Consider the following 19282-nt stretch of genomic DNA (forward strand, 5'->3'; position numbering starts at 1 on the left):
CTCCTAATTTATTAAGTTATTGGCTATCACCCATACCGCTATAAGAACGTCTATTTCCGTTACCTGTGGTACCGTAGTCCAAAGGAGGAAAATTTTGAGCCAGTTTCTTTCCTTCTGCAGCATATAAGAAACCACGTTGCATAATCTGAGACACTTCCGGCATATTAACAATGTTCGCCGAGTGACCTAAAGAACTATAGAATATCCGCCCATATCCCCAGCGTTTCGTCCAGACGACAGGCATATCAACGGCTTTATTAAAAGTATGTGGACCATCAATGATTGGAAAACGTGTAGTGGCTAATACTTCAACAGCAGGATCGAAATGAAGATAATACTGCTCGCTCACGACCTTAAAATCAGTAAAACCATCTAAAAGTGGACTAGATGAGTGTTTAATATTTACCATGTATTCAACACCATCGTTTCCGGGATGTGCCACCCAGTTCCCACCCGTCATGAACTGCCAATCTACATTATTCCGAAAAGAATCACACATTCCCCCATGACATCCGGCCAATCCTACACCACTCATTACAGCTTCTGAAACATTAAGCACATACTTCTTTGGAATTTCTCCCATTGTCCAGTGAGGAACAATCAGATCCAAGGATTTTAGTTTTTCAGGGTCAGAGTAGGATTCCAAGTTATTAGAAACTTCTACGTTAAAATTCTCCTCTTCAAGAATACCGCGAAAAATTTCTGCTACTTGGTCAGGTTGATGACCATCCCATCCTCCCCATACAATTAGGGCATTTCTCTTCATATATAACACTCCTTTTAATCTAAGTCAGATAAATGAATCCATTGCCGATTTTCTATTGACAAGTCTACCGCTTCTAACACTTGCTGACATTTCACCCCATCCTTAAAATTAGGAATAGGTTGGCGATTCTCACGGAAAGAATTCATCAGCTCCACCATTTCATGAATAAACGTGTGTTCATAACCAATAGTATGTCCTGGAGGCCACCATGCCTCCGCAAAAGCATGAGCAGGATCGGTAGCTAATACCCGACGGAATCCCTGTACATCCTCTCTGTCATCAGTGAAGTATACTTTCAATTCGTTCAGTCGTTCAAAATCGAAAATTACACTGCCCTTGCTTCCGTTTATTTCAAATGAATTCGTACTGCGGTGTCCTGTTGCAAAACGTGTAGACTCAAAAGATCCAAGTGCCCCATTTTCAAAACGGGCTAGGAAAAGGGTTGAATCATCAACGGTGACTGGGCCTTTGCCTCTATGACCACTGCTTGTTGCTGATAATCCTGTCATGTTATCTGAAATTGGTCTTTCCTTAATAAAGGTTTCATTCATACCAATTACTTCAGTTATATTGCCAATTAAATAATGGGCCATATCAATAAGATGAGCCCCTAAATCCCCATGAGAACCAGAACCAGCAATTTCTTTCTGGAGTCTCCAAGCTAACGGGAAATTCGGATCCACCAGCCAATCTTGAAGAAACCATGCACGGAAATGATAGATTTTTCCTAACCTCCCTTCATCAATTAACTTCTTAGCAAGCATTACAGCTGGAGCAAATCGATAATTAAAGCCAATCATATGCTTCACCCTAGCTATTTCCGCTGCTTCTAGAATATCTCTCGAATCCCTTAGTGTAAGCGCTAACGGTTTTTCGCAAAAAATATGTTTTCCTGCTTGCGCAGCAGCAATGGCGATTTCCTTATGTACATCGCTCGGCGCATTAATATCAATTAAGTCAATGTCCTCCCTTTGTAGGAGAGTTTTCCAATCTGTCGTGTATTCCTCCCAGCCGAATTGAGTGGCTGCCTTTGCAACATCGTTTTGATTGCGTCCACAAATGACTTTCATGTGTGGACGCAGAGTATCCGGGAAAAATAACGGGAGATCACGATAGGCATGACTATGGGCCTTCCCCATAAATTTATAACCAACCATCCCAATTTTAATATTTTCCAAGAGGTTTCCTCACTTTCTCTGGTTTTAAGTTAGAAGATTCCCGTTCAATAACTGAAACGGAAAGCCTGTCCCTTATTTCTCCAACTTCATCAGAACTTATTTGTTCCAAAACTCTTTTAGCAGCTAAATAACCCATATCAAACAATGGAACTTTCACTGTACTCAACGAAGGTGTAGTCATTTTGGAAACGTCGGAATCATCATAACCAATAAGAGCATAATCCTTACCAGCTTGGTAACCTTGTTGACTTAGTCCTTGTATCAAACCAATGGCCATTCGGTCATTTCCTGCAAAAACAGCAGGATAATCCGTTATGAACTCTCCCATTTTTTCAGCAGCCTGAAAGCCACTTTTTCGGCTGTAATTACCTTCAAAAATCCATTCACTTACATATCTTATCCCTGCTTTGGACAAAGCATTTTGATATCCAGCCAAACGATCAGCACTATTTGAATATTCCATAGGACCATTTAAAAATAAAACTTTTTCAAAGCCTTTCTGTATCAGCAAAGTTACGGCTTGATAACTACCTTCATAATGATTTGCATCAATGAAATGGAATGGATATTCGGGATAAGTTTGATTCACTAGGCAATACGGAAAATCAAAATCATGAAGCTTCTGCAGGGCCTCAATTTCACCAGATGTTCTTTTAGAGCCTAGGATAATACACCCATCAATCTTTTGGGTTAAAAATAGCTCAGCATAATCTTTTGGAGCATCAGCTGGTTGAAACAGAAGTAGTAAACCATATCCTACTTCACCAAGCTTTGCACCTATTCCACTTAATAGTTCTGAAAAATAATGGGTAGAGAATACGTTCACTTTAGGCACATGCGGAACGACAACACCAATGTTACGGGCCTTTCCCGTTGCAAAACTCTGAGCAATAGCATTTGGACGATAACCCAATTCTTCCGCTGCCTGTCTCACCTTTTGGATGGTTTTCTTTCGAAGAGGACCAACATTATTAAATACTCTTGAGACAGTTGCCTCTGAAACACCAGCTAGCTTTGCAACATCCTTTCTTTTGACCATTCTTATACCCCCTTAATGTACGCGCGTTCATTTTTGGGTTTTTGTAAGGAATTACAAACAAAAAATGAACTTTTTATAACAAAAATAAACTCTAGTACACCTTCGATGATGTTCGTCAATATCCAAATGTACGCGCGTTCATTTTTGGGTTTTTATAAGGAATTGCAAACAAAAAATGAGCTTTTTATAACAAAAATAAATTCTAGTACACCTTCGATGATGTTCATCAATATCCAAATGTACACGCGTTCATTTTTTTATAGGGAACTATCAAAAAACGAAATAAAACTTCTGGTAAAAATAATATCCTTCCTTTTTTGGATAATAGAAATAATTCCGTTCATCCTCTTTCTGAACGTTTGGGCTCCTATATTATTCAATATAGTTTTAATATCATTATTTGTCAATAAAATTATTAAATATTCTGAACATTGCAATATTATTATCATTCGAATAATAAGCAATAAGCCCTCAAGCTTTTTAAAATTATAAGTATATCCATAACAAAGACCGCCCAGTATGCATTAGTGTATAAGGCGGTCTTAAGTATATTTATGACATATAACTATTCGCTTTTTCACGACAATATTCCAATCTATAATTCTAGATATCAAAAAAGTCTTCTGCCTTTGCATTCTTATTTACCCTTTTAATAGCCGACATAATTTTTTTGATTGTAGGAACACTGGGATTACGTTTCCCTGTACAGATCTCACTAATTGTATGCCTTGAAACTTTAGAGTTTTTGGCTAGCCATTCTTGTGACCGACCTTCTACCACTAACCAATTTTTTAATCTATGTCTCTTGCTTCCCATCACTTACACCTCTATCTTATGTTTTCATATTCCCATCTATGCCCAATTTTTTAGGAGTTCATACATAAACTTTTTGGGGTTAGCAGAATTTTTCCATTAGACAAGGTAAGTTGAACAAGCCATGCCACATACACTCCACTATACCAACTTAGGAGGCGTTCAAATGGTTACAGTCCTAGGAACAAGCCTGGTGTTATTCACGGTGATCTATGCAGAGAGAAAAGGATGGGTCGATAAAGAAAAAGTAAGAGTCATCATGCAGGTTGGAATGAATGTTGGTATCTTGGGGAGCTTGCTCTATTTTTTATATACCTTGTCTTCTTTCCTTCCCTTCTTATGACCAGGGTTCCGACCAGGCTGGAAGGGAACAAGGAATAGGTTTATGATGATCAGAACAACATTTGGAAGCTTCCTTTTGTAAGGAACTATCTAAAGAAGATAAAAAGAAGGAGGAAGAATCATGTGGGAACTCATGGCGATTCCGGTTTTAACAAGTGCCGCAGCCTTATGGTTGGGAAGGAATACATCGAGTGAGGAACATCGTATCGTTCAACAGACCTTTGAGCACTACCATATCCATGTGAAAGACGGTAAAAACAACCGATATCCTCAGCTTGTTCGGGAGTATAAAAGTACGAAAAGAATTAAGCTCATTTATCGCACACCTTTAGCTTTAGAAGAAAAAACCTTGCGAACGTTACAACAGATTTTATCCGTCACCTTAGATCAGGAGGTGAACGTATCCTTTAAGAAATGGCTTATCATTGAAATTTCAAAGCATAAAATGCCTTCGTACGTTTCTTACCAAGACGTCCCCTCTCGTAAGGGATGGATGGTCCCATTAGGGAAAAATCATCAGGGGTGGCATTTCCACCATTTTGACCATACGCCGCATACCACCATCTCGGGGACGACTCGCTTTGGAAAAACGGTGATGATGAAAGTCATGATGACCTATCTGATTGAGCATCATCCATGGGACGCTCAATTCATCATCATCGATTTAAAAGGTGGATTAGAGTTTGATCGGTATCAAAACCTTCAACAAGTCAAACGTATAGCCAGTAATCCCATAGAGGCCTTGTACGCCTTGAAACAGGTCCAGAAAGACATGAAGGAACGAATGGAGCATTTTAAGCGTCAAGGATGGTCTAATATTGTAGACACTCCCCTCTCCCAACGTCTGTTTGTTTTCATTGATGAAGCCGCCCAACTCACGCCTGAAAAATTTATGGAGAAAGAAGAAAAGAAGACGTTAGCGCAGTGTCAATCGATCCTTAGTGAAATTGCCCGCCTAGGAGGCGCTCTGGGCGTTCGATTGGTGTATGGCACCCAATACCCTACCTCGAATGTATTGAATGGCTCCATCAAGCAAAATGCAGATTTAAAGGTGAGTTTTCGGCTGGGCAGTGATTATGCGTCCAAGGTAGCCCTTGATGCTTATGGAGCCGAAACTTTACCTTCGGATATTAAAGGGCGTGCGTTGATTAAAACGCATGAAGTGAAAGAAGTGCAAGTCCCCTACCTCACTCATGAGGAGATATGGAAACGGATTGGAGGCTATGAAGTTGCAAAACAAACAGTTGTGCCAAACGAGACAGGAGAAGATTATGTACGCCTTGGATAAGTTGGAATGTATGAGTCGATCTCAATTGCAGTATCTCTTCCAGTTAAAGAGCGTCCGAAACGCAAACCGCGTTCTGTATAATATGGGCCCCTTTTTAAATCACAAGCGTCTCTATGAAAATGTCTATTATTTGTCTAAAAAAGGTCGACAACACATTGGTTCAGAGAAGAACAAACCTCATTTAACACAGTTAGAGCATAAAGTGAGACGAAATGATATTTACTTGTATTACGGGTGTCCGAAGGATTGGAAAGTGGAACGACCGAATGAATGGAGGATTCAGGGCGAAACCTATAAGCTCATTAGTGATGCTCGCTTTTCCCTTCACGGTGTTATTTGCTTTGTGGAAGTGGATCTCAAACAGAAGATGCTCGAAAATAAAAAGAAAATTAAACTGTATCGTTCCCTCTTTCACGCTTTAGGCCACCAACAAGCTTTACTCATCTTTTATACGACCACTTCAGTGAGAAAAGAAAGGATTCTAAGCTGGTGTCAGGAATATAAAGTCAATGCAGAAATTTTAACGACAGAGGATTTTGAAAATTATTTTTTATAAATTTATAAACGGTATAGATTCTAATATGGACAAAGGGTAACCAGGCAGACCTTATGAGAGTCAATTTATCTTTTAGAACCATGTTCTAAAAGATAATATTTAAACAAAAAAATAATACCTCATTTAAGCGAAATCTATAAAAATAGGTCGAATATACATTGTGCACATTGGTAGAGTTTGCTATAATAACAGCAATTAGACAGTTCGGAAAACTAAAAAAAGGCTCAAGACAATCGCAGTGATGTTGGTCGCATCCTACGACGGTCCACCGTGCTACACCACGGTAAACACCTGCCTTAAACCTTTATTAACGTAGTTAAAGTTTCTATCTGCATTTTACAGCAAAACTTTAACTATTGCAAGGGTTTATTGTATTCTCTTTTCTCAAAGGGCGTGTTTACCGCATTTCAAAACGGTAAACACGCCCTTTTTCTTTTTCCGCAGGAAAAGAGGAGAGAAAAAACATGTTAATCTTTAGTGATGATTTTGCCCGTATGCAAAACTATGAATCTTATACGAAAACCCAAAATGAACAGAAACAAATGAAGTATAAATTATTAAGTATGGTAGAGTCTGTATTTGGAGATTCATATGCTCGTTTAAAACCAGAAACACGTAACGCCATTGATATGATTTGCTTTCTAGCAACAGATAAAGGCTTTGTTTATGCGAAAGATACTTATTTTGCTGAGAAACATGCTATTTCTGCTCGTACAATCCGTCGTATCATGAAAACATTAGAGGAAGCTGGAAAGATCGTGAAGGCTCATCGTTCTTCTTCTAAACATAATGGTCGAGGCGCTGCCGTTTATTTCTTTGTGAACCACCCTTATTTCGCCCATTGGAAGACGTATTTTGGCTTTGATGTCCAAGCTGATGTCCAAGCAGAAAATACTGAAATCCCTTGTGAGAGTAAGGATGAAGGGTCGAAAAAAGTTTCTACCTATTCTTTACCTAATAATTATATTAAAAATCATTTTATGTACAAAAAGATTCCTTTTATCAAGGGAGTTCCAAAACTGATTAATCAAACCTTTAAAGATGTGTTTAAAGACTCTTTAAAAGATCTTTATGTACGTGTACGTGTAGCTTCTCAAAAAATATGTCAGTCTGTATCTATCACTCTTTCTAAAAAGGATATTCACTCAATTGCTTATGAATCTATTCATGCTTTATTTACATACATAAAAACGCGTTCTATGAGCTTTGAAGAGCAATGTAAGTTGGTATACCGCATTGCTTTAAACAAGTTTAACGATCTTGCCCAAACAGAAAATAAAGAAAATGAGGAAAAGTTTGTAGTTGTACCTCCACGTAAAATCGTGCGTAAAGAAATGTTGCCGGATTGGTTCCAAGAAAAACAAGAGGATAAAAATGGAACAGAAAGCGAAGAGTCTGTATCTGTAGTATCTGAAGAAGAAGAAATAGCGAAAATGAAGGCTATTTTGGCACACTATGCGTAACTATTGCCGAGTAAGGGTTATTAAATTACTAGGATTATTAGTGGTAAAAATGAAGAAATGGCGAAAATGAAGGCTATTTCGGTGATTGGAATTTTTGAAGTTATGTATTCACTTGGTAGGAAACTTTTAAAGAGTAAGGAGTCATAAAATTGACTCCTTAGAATTCATGTAAAATATTCATGTAATATTTTTTATATAAAAAAGCTCTGGAATGTTTGAACTTGTCTATTTTTCTTGAATTGTTGCTATAGATTTTAATAAATAAGGTTGTTTCGTTCTCTTTGCTATAATTTTTTCGTGTTTATTCTTTCTTTTAATCATCTGTTGTAGGAATAGTAAAAAGCTATTCTATAAAAGGGTTTCCTAATTTATCTGAAGTTATAGCAGAATCACTTGGGATGTAATTAAATAGAAATCTATGGTTATAAGAGTTTTTATTATGTTACTCCTCAAATCCAAACCAATAAATCATGTATAACAATCTAGTAGATTCTCAAAAGAAAACTCACTTTATTTTAAAAAGAGAAAAGTAAAAGAAAATGAGGAATCCCCCCTATTTATGTATTTACCAGAATTTCCACCACTTCTTTTCTTTAGCAGTTGCAATCATCTTTCTAGTTTCTTGAACCTCACGCATTAATGATACAAGTTTCTCATCTCTTTTTGACGAATTCGCTTCTACGTTTGTTTGAAGCTGCTCATTTTGTTTTTGTAAGAGTTCATTTTGTGATTTTATTTCCTTAAGTTCCTCTTCCATTAAGTCTAACCGATCCATAACATCGTTAAACTGTTCTAGTTTCTTCATAATCAAAGTCATCGCCTTGTTCTCTTGTTCCCTTCCCTGTTCTTGTGCGACAACTATCTCATTTGATCGATCGGTTTTATATTTATTACCGTTAAGACCGGTACCGGTTTTCTCATCTTCTGGAAGCTTTGATAAAACTACTTGAGCCGATGTTTCCATTGTCATTTTTTTCTCGCGAACTAAGTCTTTCATTCTTTGTAATAAGATTATATCTTTGTTTGTAAAGGCTCTCGAGTTGTTCTCATATCTTATAAAATGATATCCTTTTTCTTCTAAAGCCAAGCAATATTTCGTTAAAGAACTACGAGGAATACCAAGGTTCTTAGAAACTTCCCCACCCAAAAATACAAATTCATTCTCCTGTTCTGCCATTTTTTCACCTTCCATAGTAAAGTAATTAATTCACACTCTTGTTCGCTAAGTTGTTCTCGCTCTAGAAACAATGCAATAAAATAATAGAGTTCGTCCTTGTTCTCGTTAAGAACAAGGCTTGTTCTCTGTTTTCTAGAATCATTGGTAATACTTAATTTGTAGATGTTTTCATTAATTCTTTTTTGTAGAGAATAAAATCTACCTTGTTTGCAATAAGATTATATTTTTGTTTGCAAAGCTTTTAAAGTTGTTCTCGTTCCTTATTAGATGATAATGATTTACCTTTAGGGTTGGGTCGTATCTCATAGGATAAATTTCAGTTAATTTAAATTTATCATTCTTTTCCTATTAAGAATGAAATTTGTTTATCCTATTCTGAAACCTATTCCGATGTTATTCTCAATCTCACTAATACTACCACATTTCTTATTTTAACAAATAGTTCTACTTCAAACTATATTCTCCTTCTTATTCACTTACTCTAATTTTTAAATAAATAATATTACGATTTATTCACTCACACTCTTGTTCGCGAGGTTGTTCTCTTACCGGAAACGCTGTAATGGAATAAGCGCATCTATTGTTGTTCTTGATGAGAACAAGGGTTGTTCTCCAATGCTCTTAAACACTTGATAATAAAGAGTTTAAAGGTATTTTCGTTAATATTTTTTCATGGAAAACAAAATTTTTTATTGGTAATAATATAATATTCCTGGTCTAAAAAGGATCTGAAGTTGTTCTCGAATCTTATAAAATGTTAACGATTTTCCTTTGGGGTTAAGCCGTGTGTTTTGAGGATATTAGAATAATTAAGGTTTTTGCTTCTTTTCTATTAATAATAAAGCGTCATTACTTTATTCTAGAACATGTTCGTATCCTATTCTAGATATCATAACAACATTAAATTTTTTTATTTTATCCTAAAAATTCAATTAGTAGGCTTTTTCCTCAAGGTAATCTAAAAATGCAGATTTTAAAATGACTGATTACTTTGTTTCTTTTATTTATGTTTTAAATAATGGTAATTTATATAATAATTATATAAAACATACTTATTTTCACTTATTTGTGAAAATAACTTCATTTTTTAATCTTTTTTATACGTAAATTATTTATATTATATACATAATTTATCGATAGGTTCAATTGTAGTTAGAAAAAGATAGGTTAAGAGCCTTTTTATATAATTTTGGTTTAGTAAATATATAAAAATTTAACTAAAGATATAATATATTAAAATCTAGCTAAAATATTTGAAAAGAGAGTGGGGGTAATAATGAAATTGACCCTTGCAAATGATGTTAGAAACGATAAGATGAAGGATCTTGAACCAGGTATGAAAGAGGGAGTGAAAGTTCCAAGTGCTTACAAACGAATTAACCGAAAACCTTCGGTTCACGAAAATGATATAAAAAAAACGTAACGAATCTTATTGACTAATTAGTTGTACATATTTCAAGCTCATCTATTCATCGTAATGGCTATATATGATTGAATAACTAGCAAATCAAACCACGGAAGGCATAAGCAACATGAATATTGCGGTTCATGAGAAACATAGCAGCGATTTACCTTTAATTAATACATTAAAGGCTATGTAGCAGGAAGAACTGTGCAGAAACAATATGAAGAAGATAGGGAACCTCCACAAACACTAAAAGTAGAAGTATGCATGAGTAGGGCGATTCCGGCTAGCCAACATAATTGGAAATAACAAAACGATTAGAAGACCGTTTTATGAGTACTTTTCATGTATTGATGATGTATGTTGGTCAAGAACAGATAACCGTAGAATTAAACTATCTCACAAGTAAAGATTACAAAAGAAAGTATTCCGGCGTTATATGCGATTTTTGAAAGACCAAATGATATGTTTAAAGAGTTTTGCAAAGAGTATGGAATGAAGAAAATGGGTGTTTTGCATTTCACGACCTCCAAGATTATGCATATCGATATGGGAAGTGGTACAACCGAGTACTACATTTACCCTGTTGGTGTAAATACTCAACCAGAGCAGTATACAAGAAAATGACGTGGAGGAGGCTATGCCGTTGAAGGAGCCATCTAACTAATGAAGAAAGAACGTAAAGGTCTAAACATAAACCGGCAACAGTTTGCCAAGTATATTGAACGACCAGATGAGTATTCAAAAGATCATGATTTAGGCGTTCGTTACCTACGTAAAGCACATAATAATCAAGTTGATTTTATCTTGGAAGATGTAGAATGTAAGTATACAATGGCTTTATACAGGGAACCAGAATATCCAGCTTGCTACAGTGGAGGATCCATTGAATTTAAAGAGGATATGCATAAATAGCTGAAAGAATTTGCGGATTCTGTAGATGCGACAGCTCTTCGGCTTCCAGAGCAATATGCAGTCGATATGAACGTGAAAAGATTAGATATGTTAAATCGCAACATGCTATTTACAGAGGAATATGAAGGAACTGATGAGTTTTATGAATGGTTTGAAAATCAAGATAACATTGCGCTTTCTTTACATAAGATTGTGTCCCATATGATTGAACTATATGGGACGTAGAGCGTTTTAAATCATCATGTCTATAAAGAAATGAATCGAGATATGTTCATTTTAAAGGTCCTTAGAGGAAAAGATACTCTAATGGTCAAAGAGAGTATTCTTTCATGAGGATCTCCAGAAAAAGATTCGTGCGCCTCTGAGAAACCACCTTCCTGTGTACAAGATGAACATCATATGAGTGAAGAACCGAATAAACCAGAATCCAAAAGTAAAATCAATTATCAAGAGGTTAATCCGAAATCGATTTTTTGATGTTTTTTAGGGAATAGAGTATAACTCTCACATGGTGTAAGGGTTATTTTTATAAGGGGATAAGATGAAAAAGTTGGATGTAAAATGATGAATAGTTTCCTTTTAAAGTCTAGAAAAAAGCCATTCAAGGATAAACCTATAAATTAAAGTTTTGTATTAGGTATGTGATAAGAGTGGAACAATTATCTTTAAATTAGAAGGTCTTAGCATTTGATTTTTATCAAAAGCCAGGGAAAGAAGAAAATGTAGATGTAAAGGGAAGTGAAGAAAAAACTGAGGAAGAAGAGCCAGAAGATGAACTCGTTCAGACTATCTCTTTGAATTAAACTAAAACGCCTACAAGTCCTGAAAAGTCATCTAGGGATATGCAACCCTACAGATTATTAGTGGTAGACATTCAGCAAAAAGAAAATGAAATCCTATGAAAAAGGGATTGGAGTTGAGGTGGAAAATCAGAGAGCTTTAAGAAAAGAAATTGGTGAACTAAAAGCTGATATGGAGTATCAAATTGAGACAGAAAAAGCTGAAACGGAAGCTCAAATTTCACTAAAAGAAGATGAGATTCGGATGAAAGAAGAGAGCATTAGTCTCTATAAAGATGAGAAGAAAATGTTAAAAGAAAAGCTCAAAAAGTTGAAAGAAAAAGAGCAAGATTTTCACTAAATTTGAAAAAGGTGAGGTCGACCGTATATCAACACTACGGATTTTTTATATCAACACTATATCAACAGTATATCGGCAGTAGGTCAACACTTCGGCCGTTTCTTTGTACCCACGGTTTTGTTAGGCTTTGCCTAACCCCACACGGTCCGTGGGGGCAAAAACCCCTTATGCTCTTCTTCTTCTTCAGATTTTCAAAATGTAGTGAACTTCATTTAGAGAAAGGATGAATGAAAAGAAGATTAAAGTAAGAAAAGTAAATCCAATTGCCGTGAAAAAAATGGGTGAAATAGCGAAAAAAAAGGGATTTTACGACAAGAGTGTTTAAAAGGTCAGCTTGAAACGCTGGTCTTTTTTTGAGAACAGACTGAACGAGACCTTCACTTGGAAAACCTTATTAATAAAATATTAACATGAGGTGAAAGTGTTTGAATTTTATGGAGAGGCATATAAAAAAATTTAGGAATTGAGAACGATATTCTTCTGATTGCTTATTCTTTCAACGAACCTTTCGTTGAAGAAAAAATCGTTTCGTTTATACTAGAATCTAAATGGAATACTGATTATTGATCATAGAATAATTTAAAAAGTGAGGATATACAATGATTGCAAAAACTGAAGAGGATTATAATGGATTAAAAGAGATTGGTAAGATTTGCGGATCGATTCGAGATGAATTAGTCCGTTGTGCTAAACCTGGAATGACTACAAAAGAACTCGATGAAATTGCGGGAGAGATGTTTAAAAAAGCAGGAGCTCAATCTGCACCAAAAGGAGAATATGATTTTCCTGGATATACATGTATCAGCATAAATGAAGAAGTAGCACACGGGATCCCTGGGGACCAGACTATTCAAGAAGGGGACCTTGTTAATATTGATGTTTCAGGTTCGAAAAATGGTTATTTCGCAGATACCGGTATTTCTATTGTAGTGGGGAAGGGAGAGATCATTCTACAGAAGATATGTGACGTTGCTAAAGAGGCATTCGATGCTGGACTTAAGAAGGCAAAACCAGGTTCGAGAAAAAGCGCGCTCGGCAAAGCTGCACATAATGTAGCGAAAAGGCATGGCTTAACCGTCATAAAAAATTTGACTGGCCACGGCATTGGGCGTTCCATTCATGAGGAACCAGAACATATTTTCAATTATTACTCTCACGAGGATGACGAAATTCTAAAAGATGGTATGGTCATTGCCTTTGAACCTTTTATCTCTACATTTGAAGAGGAAGTTTTCCAATCTGAAGATGGATGGACCCTCCTAACCGATGAAAGCTTTGTGGCTCAATACGAACATACGATTATTCTTACGAAGGAAGGACCGATTATTACTACATTGCCAGAGCATTAATACCACAATAGGGCGTGATTGTGGAGCAACATAGGAAGAATAATAATCAGATTTTTTATAAACCAATAGTAAAAGGGTGACGCATATTGTACATCTACGATATGTGTCACCCTTTATTTTTTATGACTGTTTACGATTTAAATCTTGCTACCTTTAGGATATTATTTATTTCGTGAAAAAGAGAGGATTAAATGAGTTCCTATACGCTTTATTTTAATTAGAGCCCTATTTAGTTAAGAGCTTTTTCATCATTTGAACTTCTCGGGTTGATCTACATAAAATTCTAAGTATCCACATGTAGAACAAACATAAGAAGACACTTTGCTGTAAATGGGACTATCTTTAAATAAACCTCTTGGTTTTTTGTTTATCTCAAATTTACCTTGAATTCCAGAAATATAAGCTTTCGTAAGTTCGGTGTTGCATTTAATGCAAGTTTTCATTGTATATTATCTCTTATTATGATCATTTGTTCGAAGTTTTGTGCTACTTTGCATTCTTTTAATATGAAATAAATGCATAACGTTATGTATTACAAGTGGGTGAAACCTATAACTCATTGAGAACGTATTAGTATTAAGGCTATTGTTATTCGACTAAATCGGCAAATTAGTAAAATTAAGGGTGAGAGAGGTGATAAAATGAATTGGTCATCGTGGGTTGCCATAATTATTTCATTAGCTGTTGTATTTGGATTTTTTGATAATAAAAAAAGGAAAGAAAAAAGATAAATTACCTAACAAAGCTTTCATTTAGGATAGAGATATAAGCAATACACACCTTGTATTAAAAGAGGCCTGAATTTTGCTGATATTCACGAAACAAAAGATGCCGCAAAACCCGGGCCTGTCATCACATCTATATCTACTTACTTATACTTATCATTCATTTTTTAGACGTAAACATCAATTTTTCCTATTTCTTTAGAAAGAATCTCCATTCCCTCTTTGCTGAGTACTACTTTTCCATTTGCTAAAACCATATTGTCTTCTGATATTTTTCCTGTAATCATACATGCTTTATGATACTGATATTTTCTTAAGATAATTTGATTCTCATCTACAAAGATTTCTAAAGGATCATTCTTTTCAATAGCAAAGTTTTTTCTTAGTTCCTTTGGTAAGACTACACGACCTAATTGATCCACTTTCCTCACAACACCTGTACTTTTCAATTCAAAAACCCCTTTTTCCATATGATAATTTTATTGTAGCAAATATTAACAGTAATTTAACAAAATGGTGAAAAAATAAATTTTTCCGTTGTTTTTGGATTCCACCTCTGTTCAATCCTATATAAGGGTATATATACTAGAAAGATAGAGAGAGAAGGAGGGAGAACGATGGCTCACAAAATTAGTGTAACTGGCCGTCCGACTAGCTCCATTCAAGACTATGGTAAGTACCTAGCTTTTGATATGGAGGAAAAGGGAAGCCCTAATGCGCCTAAAGGTATTCCTTTTAAAAGTAATGCAATTACCTATACCGTTGTGCTAAGTCAAAAACAATTTAACAAATTAAACATAACCCAAGAGGAATTTTCCCAACGCCGTCTCCTTGTCCAAGGAGAGCCTTGTCTGGATATTCCGTTTGAGCAATGCACAGGTGAGATTGGTGTCATCTGTATGCAGATACAGGAAATAGAGGATAAAGGAAAAGAGAAGACACAACCGAAACAAACACCGAAAAAGGGTTCAAGGGCTAAAAAACAAGAGGAAAATAAACCTCAAGAAGAAGATAGGCAAGGGAAAGAGAAAAAGCAGATTCTTGTGCCTAAAGGGACAAGAGACTGGATGTCTTTAGAGGAAATTAAGATCCCAGAATCTTTTCTTCAATTTACACCAGGAATAGCGAAACAAAAGGCAGTAGAAGAAAGCATTGAGAAGAATGGAACGGTAGATAAACCGATTATTATTGATCCGGAAACCCATGAACTCTTAGATAGTTATAGTCGTTATTTTGTAGCTAAGAAAAAGAAGTTAGAACGTGTTCCTGTACATTATTAAAGAGTCTATTTTTGTTCTCTATCAGAAGGAAAAAGAAGAATAATTACTCATTTTTTAATTTATTTGATTGAATTGTAGATCTCTTAAGATAAAAAAGTAAGCCCATCGAAAATCGATGGGCTTACTTTTTTACTTCTACTCGTTCTCACCTTCACGATCAAACCAAAGGAGCTCTTGATTATCTACATCTCCATTATAGTTGATAAGAATCTCTTCTCCTGCTTGGATATCCGTATAAGCATAAAAATCAAAGGTATGATTGTCAAAATTAATTTTATAAGTAGCATTGGGGGTATACGAATGATTAAACAGCATACCATAGCCTAAAAGAATTGCTGTATGATTTATACCGTATTCAAAAGCATAGTCCGCCAGTACTGTCTTCTCAATGTGTTCATGCTCTTTATTAGGATAAGGGATGACAGGTGCTTCATGAAGAAGCGTCCCTTTCTTGATATCTTGCTTAGCGAATACACCTCTATTGAATTCTCCATCGCTTAGCGTAGACGTTTTTATTTCAATCATGCTTGTCACCTATATTATTCTTTCCTCTAAGATTTTGTTCTTCGTTAAGCTTGACAGTTTAGGATGATAAAATCAACTATTTGGTTCTGGGACAAAACCTTTAGAACAAAGGCAGGTCATCTCTAGATTTATGGAGTGCATCAACTCTCCAGTTTTGATGTACTCTTTTTATGTGGAGCCAGGAAAGAAAGCTTGCCAGCTCCATAATGTATAAAATACTGCATAAAAGAGAAAAAAGAGAAGTTTCAGATTCCTTGCGGGACAAGGGGTCTAAAACTCCTCCACTTCCTCTAAAATGGGTTGTCTTAACTAAGTTTTTATATGATATACAACTAAAAAATCGTATAGAGAGGATGGATGACCAAAGCTTTCTCTTACCCCGTTATTTTTATATCTTTACCCACGCTACTTTCCTTCTTATCAATTTCCTTTCTCGACCAATAAGAGGCCAGAATGGATCCGTTGATGACATGTAACGTGACAGCCACAGCGCCAGGCAAGGCTGTGAGCGGAGAAGCAGCGAAGTGTGTCTTGGCAAGCGATACTCCTAATCCAGCGTTTTGAATTCCGACTTCAATCGAAATAGCTCTTCTTGTCTCTGTATCTAGCTTCATTAAAATGCCGACCAAATAGCCAATAAATAATCCCAATATGTTATGTAAAAGGACGCTTACAAAAATAATCATTCCTGAAGAGGCAATATTATCTCTATTCCCAGAGACAACTGCCGCACAAACAAGAGCAATCGCGATAACAGAGATTAACGGTAGGAGTGCGCCACCCTTTTCGACGATATTTGGAATAATTTTCTGAATTACGAATCCTAAGGCAATGGGAAGGATAATTACTTTAAGAATAGATACAAACATTCCCATTGGATCAACTGGCATCCACTGTCCGGCTAGGAAATAGAGAAGCGTTGGCGTAAGAATTGGCGCCAACATGGTCGATAAGGATGTCATTGCAATTGACAGCGCCGTATTTCCTTTCGCAAGATAGACCATAACATTTGATGATGTACCACCAGGGACACATCCAACTAAAATAATCCCCGCAGCCAATTCCGGTGGAAGATTTAACAAGATGGCGATGCCTAATGCGAGCAAAGGCATAATCGTAAATTGTGCTAACACGCCAACAACGACAGGCTTTGGATTCGTAAGAACCATCTTAAAATCAACTGGTTTTAATGTCATTCCTACACCAAACATGACAATCATGAGTAGAGTGGTAATGTAAGACCCTAACCAGACAAACTGTTCAGGCCAACTAAACGCTGCGATGGCAAATAGAATGGATATAACACTGAAGTACTTATTCGCCAATGTACTGATTTGATTTACTAAATTCATTGCTGTTCGTTCTCCAATCTTTTTAGTCATTTTTAATTTTCATAGATTTTTTTATTGTTTCTTCCCATTTCATCCCCTTTATTTGAATAATCTTGTGATAAATTGTTAGTTATTATAACCTTTAAAATTCCGAAAGTCCATATTATTCAGAAAATATATTTAATTGTCGAATACTGAAGGATGTCTTCACGCCTCCCCCTGCTTTTGGCCTCAAAACGCTAGATTTCGTGGAACATTCCTGTGAAACAAGAAAAACTGGGTCGTCTCTGTGAAGTCCCTTGCATAGACATAAACTAATATCTTATTCAGCTATAGAGCGCGATTGTTGAATAATACTTAGGTTTTCCATACAGTGAGTTTTCTATGGATCTCTGGATCATTGACTGGCTCTATAATGAATCTTTCAAATAAAAAGAACCAATTCTTAAGCATGGGTCAGTTCTTTTTCTGTTATTTAGATACATTGCGCTTCGTATCACGATTGTTGGTTCTACCCCTAGTAGTTGTTGAATCTGACAACTACACCTTCGATTAATGTAATTCAAGAGGGGGCTTTTTCTTTCATCTTGTTCGTCCTTAAAATGATGCGAAGCATTCATTTTCAAGAACCGTATTTGCAACGCAAATACGGTTCTTGTACTAGTTTTATTTCTGATAACACTCATTATGTAAACTAGAAATGTATAGGATATGCCTGATTTTTTCTACAACTAAAAGCGTAGGATAGTTCAATTTTGATGTATGTTTTTTACTTTTCTAATATTAAATTATGTCAGGATAAGCATTGACTTGATATAATGTATCATGGAAACAGGAAGTAGATAGAAAGAATACTTCTAGTGATGTAATACTGAAAATGCAGGGAGATGGAAAGATTTATGGAGAATGAAAAAGGAGAAATCAGTTCTGCTAAATTAATGTGGAAAATGACGCGACCTCATACATTAACAGCAACATTTGCTCCTGTTGTATTAGGGACAGTTGCAGCACTTTATGAAACCAAGATTAATTGGCTTTTGTTTATTGCTATGATGCTGGCATGTTTAGCATTACAAATCGCAACGAATTTATTTAATGAATATTATGATTTTAAACGTGGATTAGATACTGCTGATTCTGTTGGAATTGGTGGTGGAATCGTTCGTCATGGATTGAAGCCAAAAAACGTTTTAACAGTTGCTATTTTATTATATATTTTGGCAGCATTTATCGGTGTGTATATTTGCATGAATAGTAGCTGGTGGTTGGTGGTCATCGGTTTATTCGGGATGGCAGTTGGCTATTTATATACAGGCGGTCCATTACCAATTGCGTATACGCCACTTGGAGAGCTACTTTCTGGATTGTCAATGGGGACGGGCTTTGTATTAATTGCTTTCTTTATTCAAACCCATATGTTAACAGTTGAAAGTATATTGATTTCCATTCCGATTGGGATTTTAGTAGGGGCAATCAACATGTCTAATAACATCCGAGATATTGATGAAGATATTAAAGGTGGAAGAAAAACTTTGGCTATCCTCCTTGGGCGAGAGAAAGCAGTGACAGCTCTAGCTATTTCCTTCCTAATTTCCTATTTGTGGATTGTGGCAATTGTATTGATGGGGTATGTAAGCCCTTGGGCATTGGTTATGTTCTTGGGTTTGAAGATGCCAATTTCTGCAATTCAAGGTTTTCGAAAGGGAGCAAAAGAACCTCAATATATGCGTGTAGCAATGAAATCAACAGCGATAACAAATACGATTTTTGCCTTCCTGTTATCAACAGGGTTATTAATCAGTTATCTGTTTTAAATAGAAAAGCATTCCCAAATGGTAGAGGGGATGCTTTTTTCATTTATTTGTCACCAGTCTCAAAGAAGTAAGAAAGCTAATAGATGAAGGGTAAGATACTTATTCTTATTCAATAAGTAAGGTGCTTTAATTGAACAAGAAACTGAATACTTTTAACTTACTATAGCGAGGATTAT

Annotated in this window: 20 protein-coding genes; 12 read left to right on the forward strand and 8 right to left on the reverse strand. The window is 35.9% G+C overall.

Features of this window, described 5'->3' with window-relative positions:
• Positions 1 to 16: 16 nt before the first annotated feature.
• The 4 genes from B9N79_RS24305 to B9N79_RS24320 form a co-directional block, all read right to left on the reverse strand.
• Positions 17 to 766, reverse strand: coding sequence for a ThuA domain-containing protein (locus B9N79_RS24305; protein WP_085119292.1), 750 nt, complete (start codon positions 764 to 766; stop codon positions 17 to 19).
• A gap of 14 nt (positions 767 to 780) precedes the next feature.
• On the reverse strand, positions 781 to 1905 hold the full coding sequence (locus B9N79_RS24310) for a Gfo/Idh/MocA family protein (protein WP_420874887.1): 1125 nt from the start codon (positions 1903 to 1905) through the stop codon (positions 781 to 783).
• 25 nt (positions 1906 to 1930) lie between these two features.
• A complete protein-coding gene (locus tag B9N79_RS24315; RefSeq protein WP_046218451.1) occupies positions 1931 to 2983 on the reverse strand; it encodes a LacI family DNA-binding transcriptional regulator in 1053 nt (350 codons plus the stop codon).
• 603 nt (positions 2984 to 3586) lie between these two features.
• Positions 3587 to 3799, reverse strand: coding sequence for a helix-turn-helix transcriptional regulator (locus tag B9N79_RS24320; RefSeq protein WP_019395233.1), 213 nt, complete (start codon positions 3797 to 3799; stop codon positions 3587 to 3589).
• 163 nt (positions 3800 to 3962) lie between these two features.
• On the opposite strand from B9N79_RS24320, the gene B9N79_RS26330 reads away from it, so the two are divergent.
• The 4 genes from B9N79_RS26330 to B9N79_RS24335 all read left to right on the forward strand — a co-directional run bounded on the left by B9N79_RS26330 (position 3963) and on the right by B9N79_RS24335 (position 7445).
• A complete protein-coding gene (locus tag B9N79_RS26330; RefSeq protein ID WP_167555153.1) occupies positions 3963 to 4139 on the forward strand; it encodes a hypothetical protein in 177 nt (58 codons plus the stop codon).
• 120 nt (positions 4140 to 4259) lie between these two features.
• Positions 4260 to 5426 (forward strand): FtsK/SpoIIIE domain-containing protein, encoded by a 1167-nt coding sequence (locus tag B9N79_RS24325; protein ID WP_046218450.1) that lies wholly within the window; start codon positions 4260 to 4262, stop codon positions 5424 to 5426.
• On the forward strand, positions 5410 to 5982 hold the full coding sequence (locus B9N79_RS24330) for a replication-relaxation family protein (protein WP_085119295.1): 573 nt from the start codon (positions 5410 to 5412) through the stop codon (positions 5980 to 5982). The genes B9N79_RS24325 and B9N79_RS24330 overlap by 17 nt, the downstream gene beginning before the upstream one ends.
• Before the next feature lie 464 nt (positions 5983 to 6446).
• Positions 6447 to 7445 (forward strand): hypothetical protein, encoded by a 999-nt coding sequence (locus B9N79_RS24335; protein WP_085119297.1) that lies wholly within the window; start codon positions 6447 to 6449, stop codon positions 7443 to 7445.
• Between the two features lie 565 nt (positions 7446 to 8010).
• Here the strand turns inward: B9N79_RS24335 and B9N79_RS24340 are convergent.
• Positions 8011 to 8622, reverse strand: a complete 612-nt coding sequence (locus B9N79_RS24340; RefSeq protein WP_063592763.1) for a DUF3967 domain-containing protein — start codon at positions 8620 to 8622, stop codon at positions 8011 to 8013.
• A gap of 1276 nt (positions 8623 to 9898) precedes the next feature.
• On the opposite strand from B9N79_RS24340, the gene B9N79_RS26335 reads away from it, so the two are divergent.
• The 6 genes from B9N79_RS26335 to map all read left to right on the forward strand — a co-directional run bounded on the left by B9N79_RS26335 (position 9899) and on the right by map (position 13431).
• Entirely contained in the window at positions 9899 to 10045 is a 147-nt protein-coding gene (locus tag B9N79_RS26335) for a hypothetical protein (RefSeq protein ID WP_162493196.1), read from the forward strand.
• A gap of 477 nt (positions 10046 to 10522) precedes the next feature.
• Positions 10523 to 10654 (forward strand): hypothetical protein, encoded by a 132-nt coding sequence (locus B9N79_RS26815; RefSeq protein ID WP_275080546.1) that lies wholly within the window; start codon positions 10523 to 10525, stop codon positions 10652 to 10654.
• Between the two features lie 39 nt (positions 10655 to 10693).
• Complete coding sequence (locus tag B9N79_RS26340; RefSeq protein ID WP_162493195.1) at positions 10694 to 10942, forward strand: hypothetical protein; 249 nt, start codon at positions 10694 to 10696, stop codon at positions 10940 to 10942.
• Between the two features lie 72 nt (positions 10943 to 11014).
• Positions 11015 to 11167, forward strand: a complete 153-nt coding sequence (locus B9N79_RS26655) for a hypothetical protein (protein ID WP_239695541.1) — start codon at positions 11015 to 11017, stop codon at positions 11165 to 11167.
• A gap of 696 nt (positions 11168 to 11863) precedes the next feature.
• Complete coding sequence (locus B9N79_RS24350; protein WP_123796590.1) at positions 11864 to 12082, forward strand: hypothetical protein; 219 nt, start codon at positions 11864 to 11866, stop codon at positions 12080 to 12082.
• A gap of 599 nt (positions 12083 to 12681) precedes the next feature.
• Positions 12682 to 13431, forward strand: a complete 750-nt coding sequence (map, locus tag B9N79_RS24355) for a type I methionyl aminopeptidase (RefSeq protein WP_019392818.1) — start codon at positions 12682 to 12684, stop codon at positions 13429 to 13431.
• A gap of 892 nt (positions 13432 to 14323) precedes the next feature.
• On the opposite strand, the gene B9N79_RS24365 is transcribed toward map, so the two are convergent.
• On the reverse strand, positions 14324 to 14605 hold the full coding sequence (locus B9N79_RS24365; RefSeq protein WP_019392815.1) for an AbrB/MazE/SpoVT family DNA-binding domain-containing protein: 282 nt from the start codon (positions 14603 to 14605) through the stop codon (positions 14324 to 14326).
• A 168-nt stretch (positions 14606 to 14773) separates the two neighbouring features.
• Between B9N79_RS24365 and B9N79_RS24370 the strand changes: the two genes are divergently transcribed.
• Positions 14774 to 15436, forward strand: coding sequence for a ParB N-terminal domain-containing protein (locus tag B9N79_RS24370; protein WP_019392814.1), 663 nt, complete (start codon positions 14774 to 14776; stop codon positions 15434 to 15436).
• A gap of 135 nt (positions 15437 to 15571) precedes the next feature.
• Here B9N79_RS24370 and B9N79_RS24375 read toward each other — a convergent pair whose 3' ends face one another.
• Both B9N79_RS24375 and B9N79_RS24380 read right to left on the reverse strand, forming a co-directional pair.
• On the reverse strand, positions 15572 to 15961 hold the full coding sequence (locus B9N79_RS24375; RefSeq protein ID WP_019392813.1) for an SET domain-containing protein: 390 nt from the start codon (positions 15959 to 15961) through the stop codon (positions 15572 to 15574).
• 374 nt (positions 15962 to 16335) lie between these two features.
• A complete protein-coding gene (locus B9N79_RS24380) occupies positions 16336 to 17313 on the reverse strand; it encodes a bile acid:sodium symporter family protein (RefSeq protein WP_046218446.1) in 978 nt (325 codons plus the stop codon).
• 878 nt (positions 17314 to 18191) lie between these two features.
• Between B9N79_RS24380 and B9N79_RS24385 the strand changes: the two genes are divergently transcribed.
• The gene (locus B9N79_RS24385) at positions 18192 to 19106 is read left to right on the forward strand and encodes a 1,4-dihydroxy-2-naphthoate polyprenyltransferase (RefSeq protein WP_046218445.1); all 915 of its coding nucleotides are present in this window, start codon (positions 18192 to 18194) and stop codon (positions 19104 to 19106) included.
• The last annotated feature ends 176 nt before the right edge of the window (positions 19107 to 19282 follow it).

Source organism: Priestia filamentosa, from assembly GCF_900177535.1.
Lineage (GTDB): Bacteria > Bacillota > Bacilli > Bacillales > Bacillaceae_H > Bacillus_I > Bacillus_I filamentosa.

Excerpts from the sequence above, each read along its gene's own strand:
- B9N79_RS24305 (WP_085119292.1), bottom strand. The coding sequence starts at position 766 with ATGAAGAGAAATGCCCTAATTGTATGGGGAGGATGGGATGGTCATCAA.
- B9N79_RS24310 (WP_420874887.1), bottom strand. The coding sequence starts at position 1,905 with ATGGGGAAGGCCCATAGTCATGCCTATCGTGATCTCCCGTTATTTTTC.
- B9N79_RS24315 (WP_046218451.1), bottom strand. The coding sequence starts at position 2,983 with ATGGTCAAAAGAAAGGATGTTGCAAAGCTAGCTGGTGTTTCAGAGGCA.
- B9N79_RS24320 (WP_019395233.1), bottom strand. The coding sequence starts at position 3,799 with ATGGGAAGCAAGAGACATAGATTAAAAAATTGGTTAGTGGTAGAAGGT.
- B9N79_RS26330 (WP_167555153.1), top strand. The coding sequence starts at position 3,963 with ATGGTTACAGTCCTAGGAACAAGCCTGGTGTTATTCACGGTGATCTAT.
- B9N79_RS24325 (WP_046218450.1), top strand. The coding sequence starts at position 4,260 with ATGTGGGAACTCATGGCGATTCCGGTTTTAACAAGTGCCGCAGCCTTA.
- B9N79_RS24330 (WP_085119295.1), top strand. The coding sequence starts at position 5,410 with ATGTACGCCTTGGATAAGTTGGAATGTATGAGTCGATCTCAATTGCAG.
- B9N79_RS24335 (WP_085119297.1), top strand. The coding sequence starts at position 6,447 with ATGTTAATCTTTAGTGATGATTTTGCCCGTATGCAAAACTATGAATCT.
- B9N79_RS24340 (WP_063592763.1), bottom strand. The coding sequence starts at position 8,622 with ATGGCAGAACAGGAGAATGAATTTGTATTTTTGGGTGGGGAAGTTTCT.
- B9N79_RS26335 (WP_162493196.1), top strand. The coding sequence starts at position 9,899 with ATGAAATTGACCCTTGCAAATGATGTTAGAAACGATAAGATGAAGGAT.
- B9N79_RS26815 (WP_275080546.1), top strand. The coding sequence starts at position 10,523 with ATGAAGAAAATGGGTGTTTTGCATTTCACGACCTCCAAGATTATGCAT.
- B9N79_RS26340 (WP_162493195.1), top strand. The coding sequence starts at position 10,694 with ATGAAGAAAGAACGTAAAGGTCTAAACATAAACCGGCAACAGTTTGCC.
- map (WP_019392818.1), top strand. The coding sequence starts at position 12,682 with ATGATTGCAAAAACTGAAGAGGATTATAATGGATTAAAAGAGATTGGT.
- B9N79_RS24370 (WP_019392814.1), top strand. The coding sequence starts at position 14,774 with ATGGCTCACAAAATTAGTGTAACTGGCCGTCCGACTAGCTCCATTCAA.
- B9N79_RS24375 (WP_019392813.1), bottom strand. The coding sequence starts at position 15,961 with ATGATTGAAATAAAAACGTCTACGCTAAGCGATGGAGAATTCAATAGA.
- B9N79_RS24380 (WP_046218446.1), bottom strand. The coding sequence starts at position 17,313 with ATGAATTTAGTAAATCAAATCAGTACATTGGCGAATAAGTACTTCAGT.
- B9N79_RS24385 (WP_046218445.1), top strand. The coding sequence starts at position 18,192 with ATGGAGAATGAAAAAGGAGAAATCAGTTCTGCTAAATTAATGTGGAAA.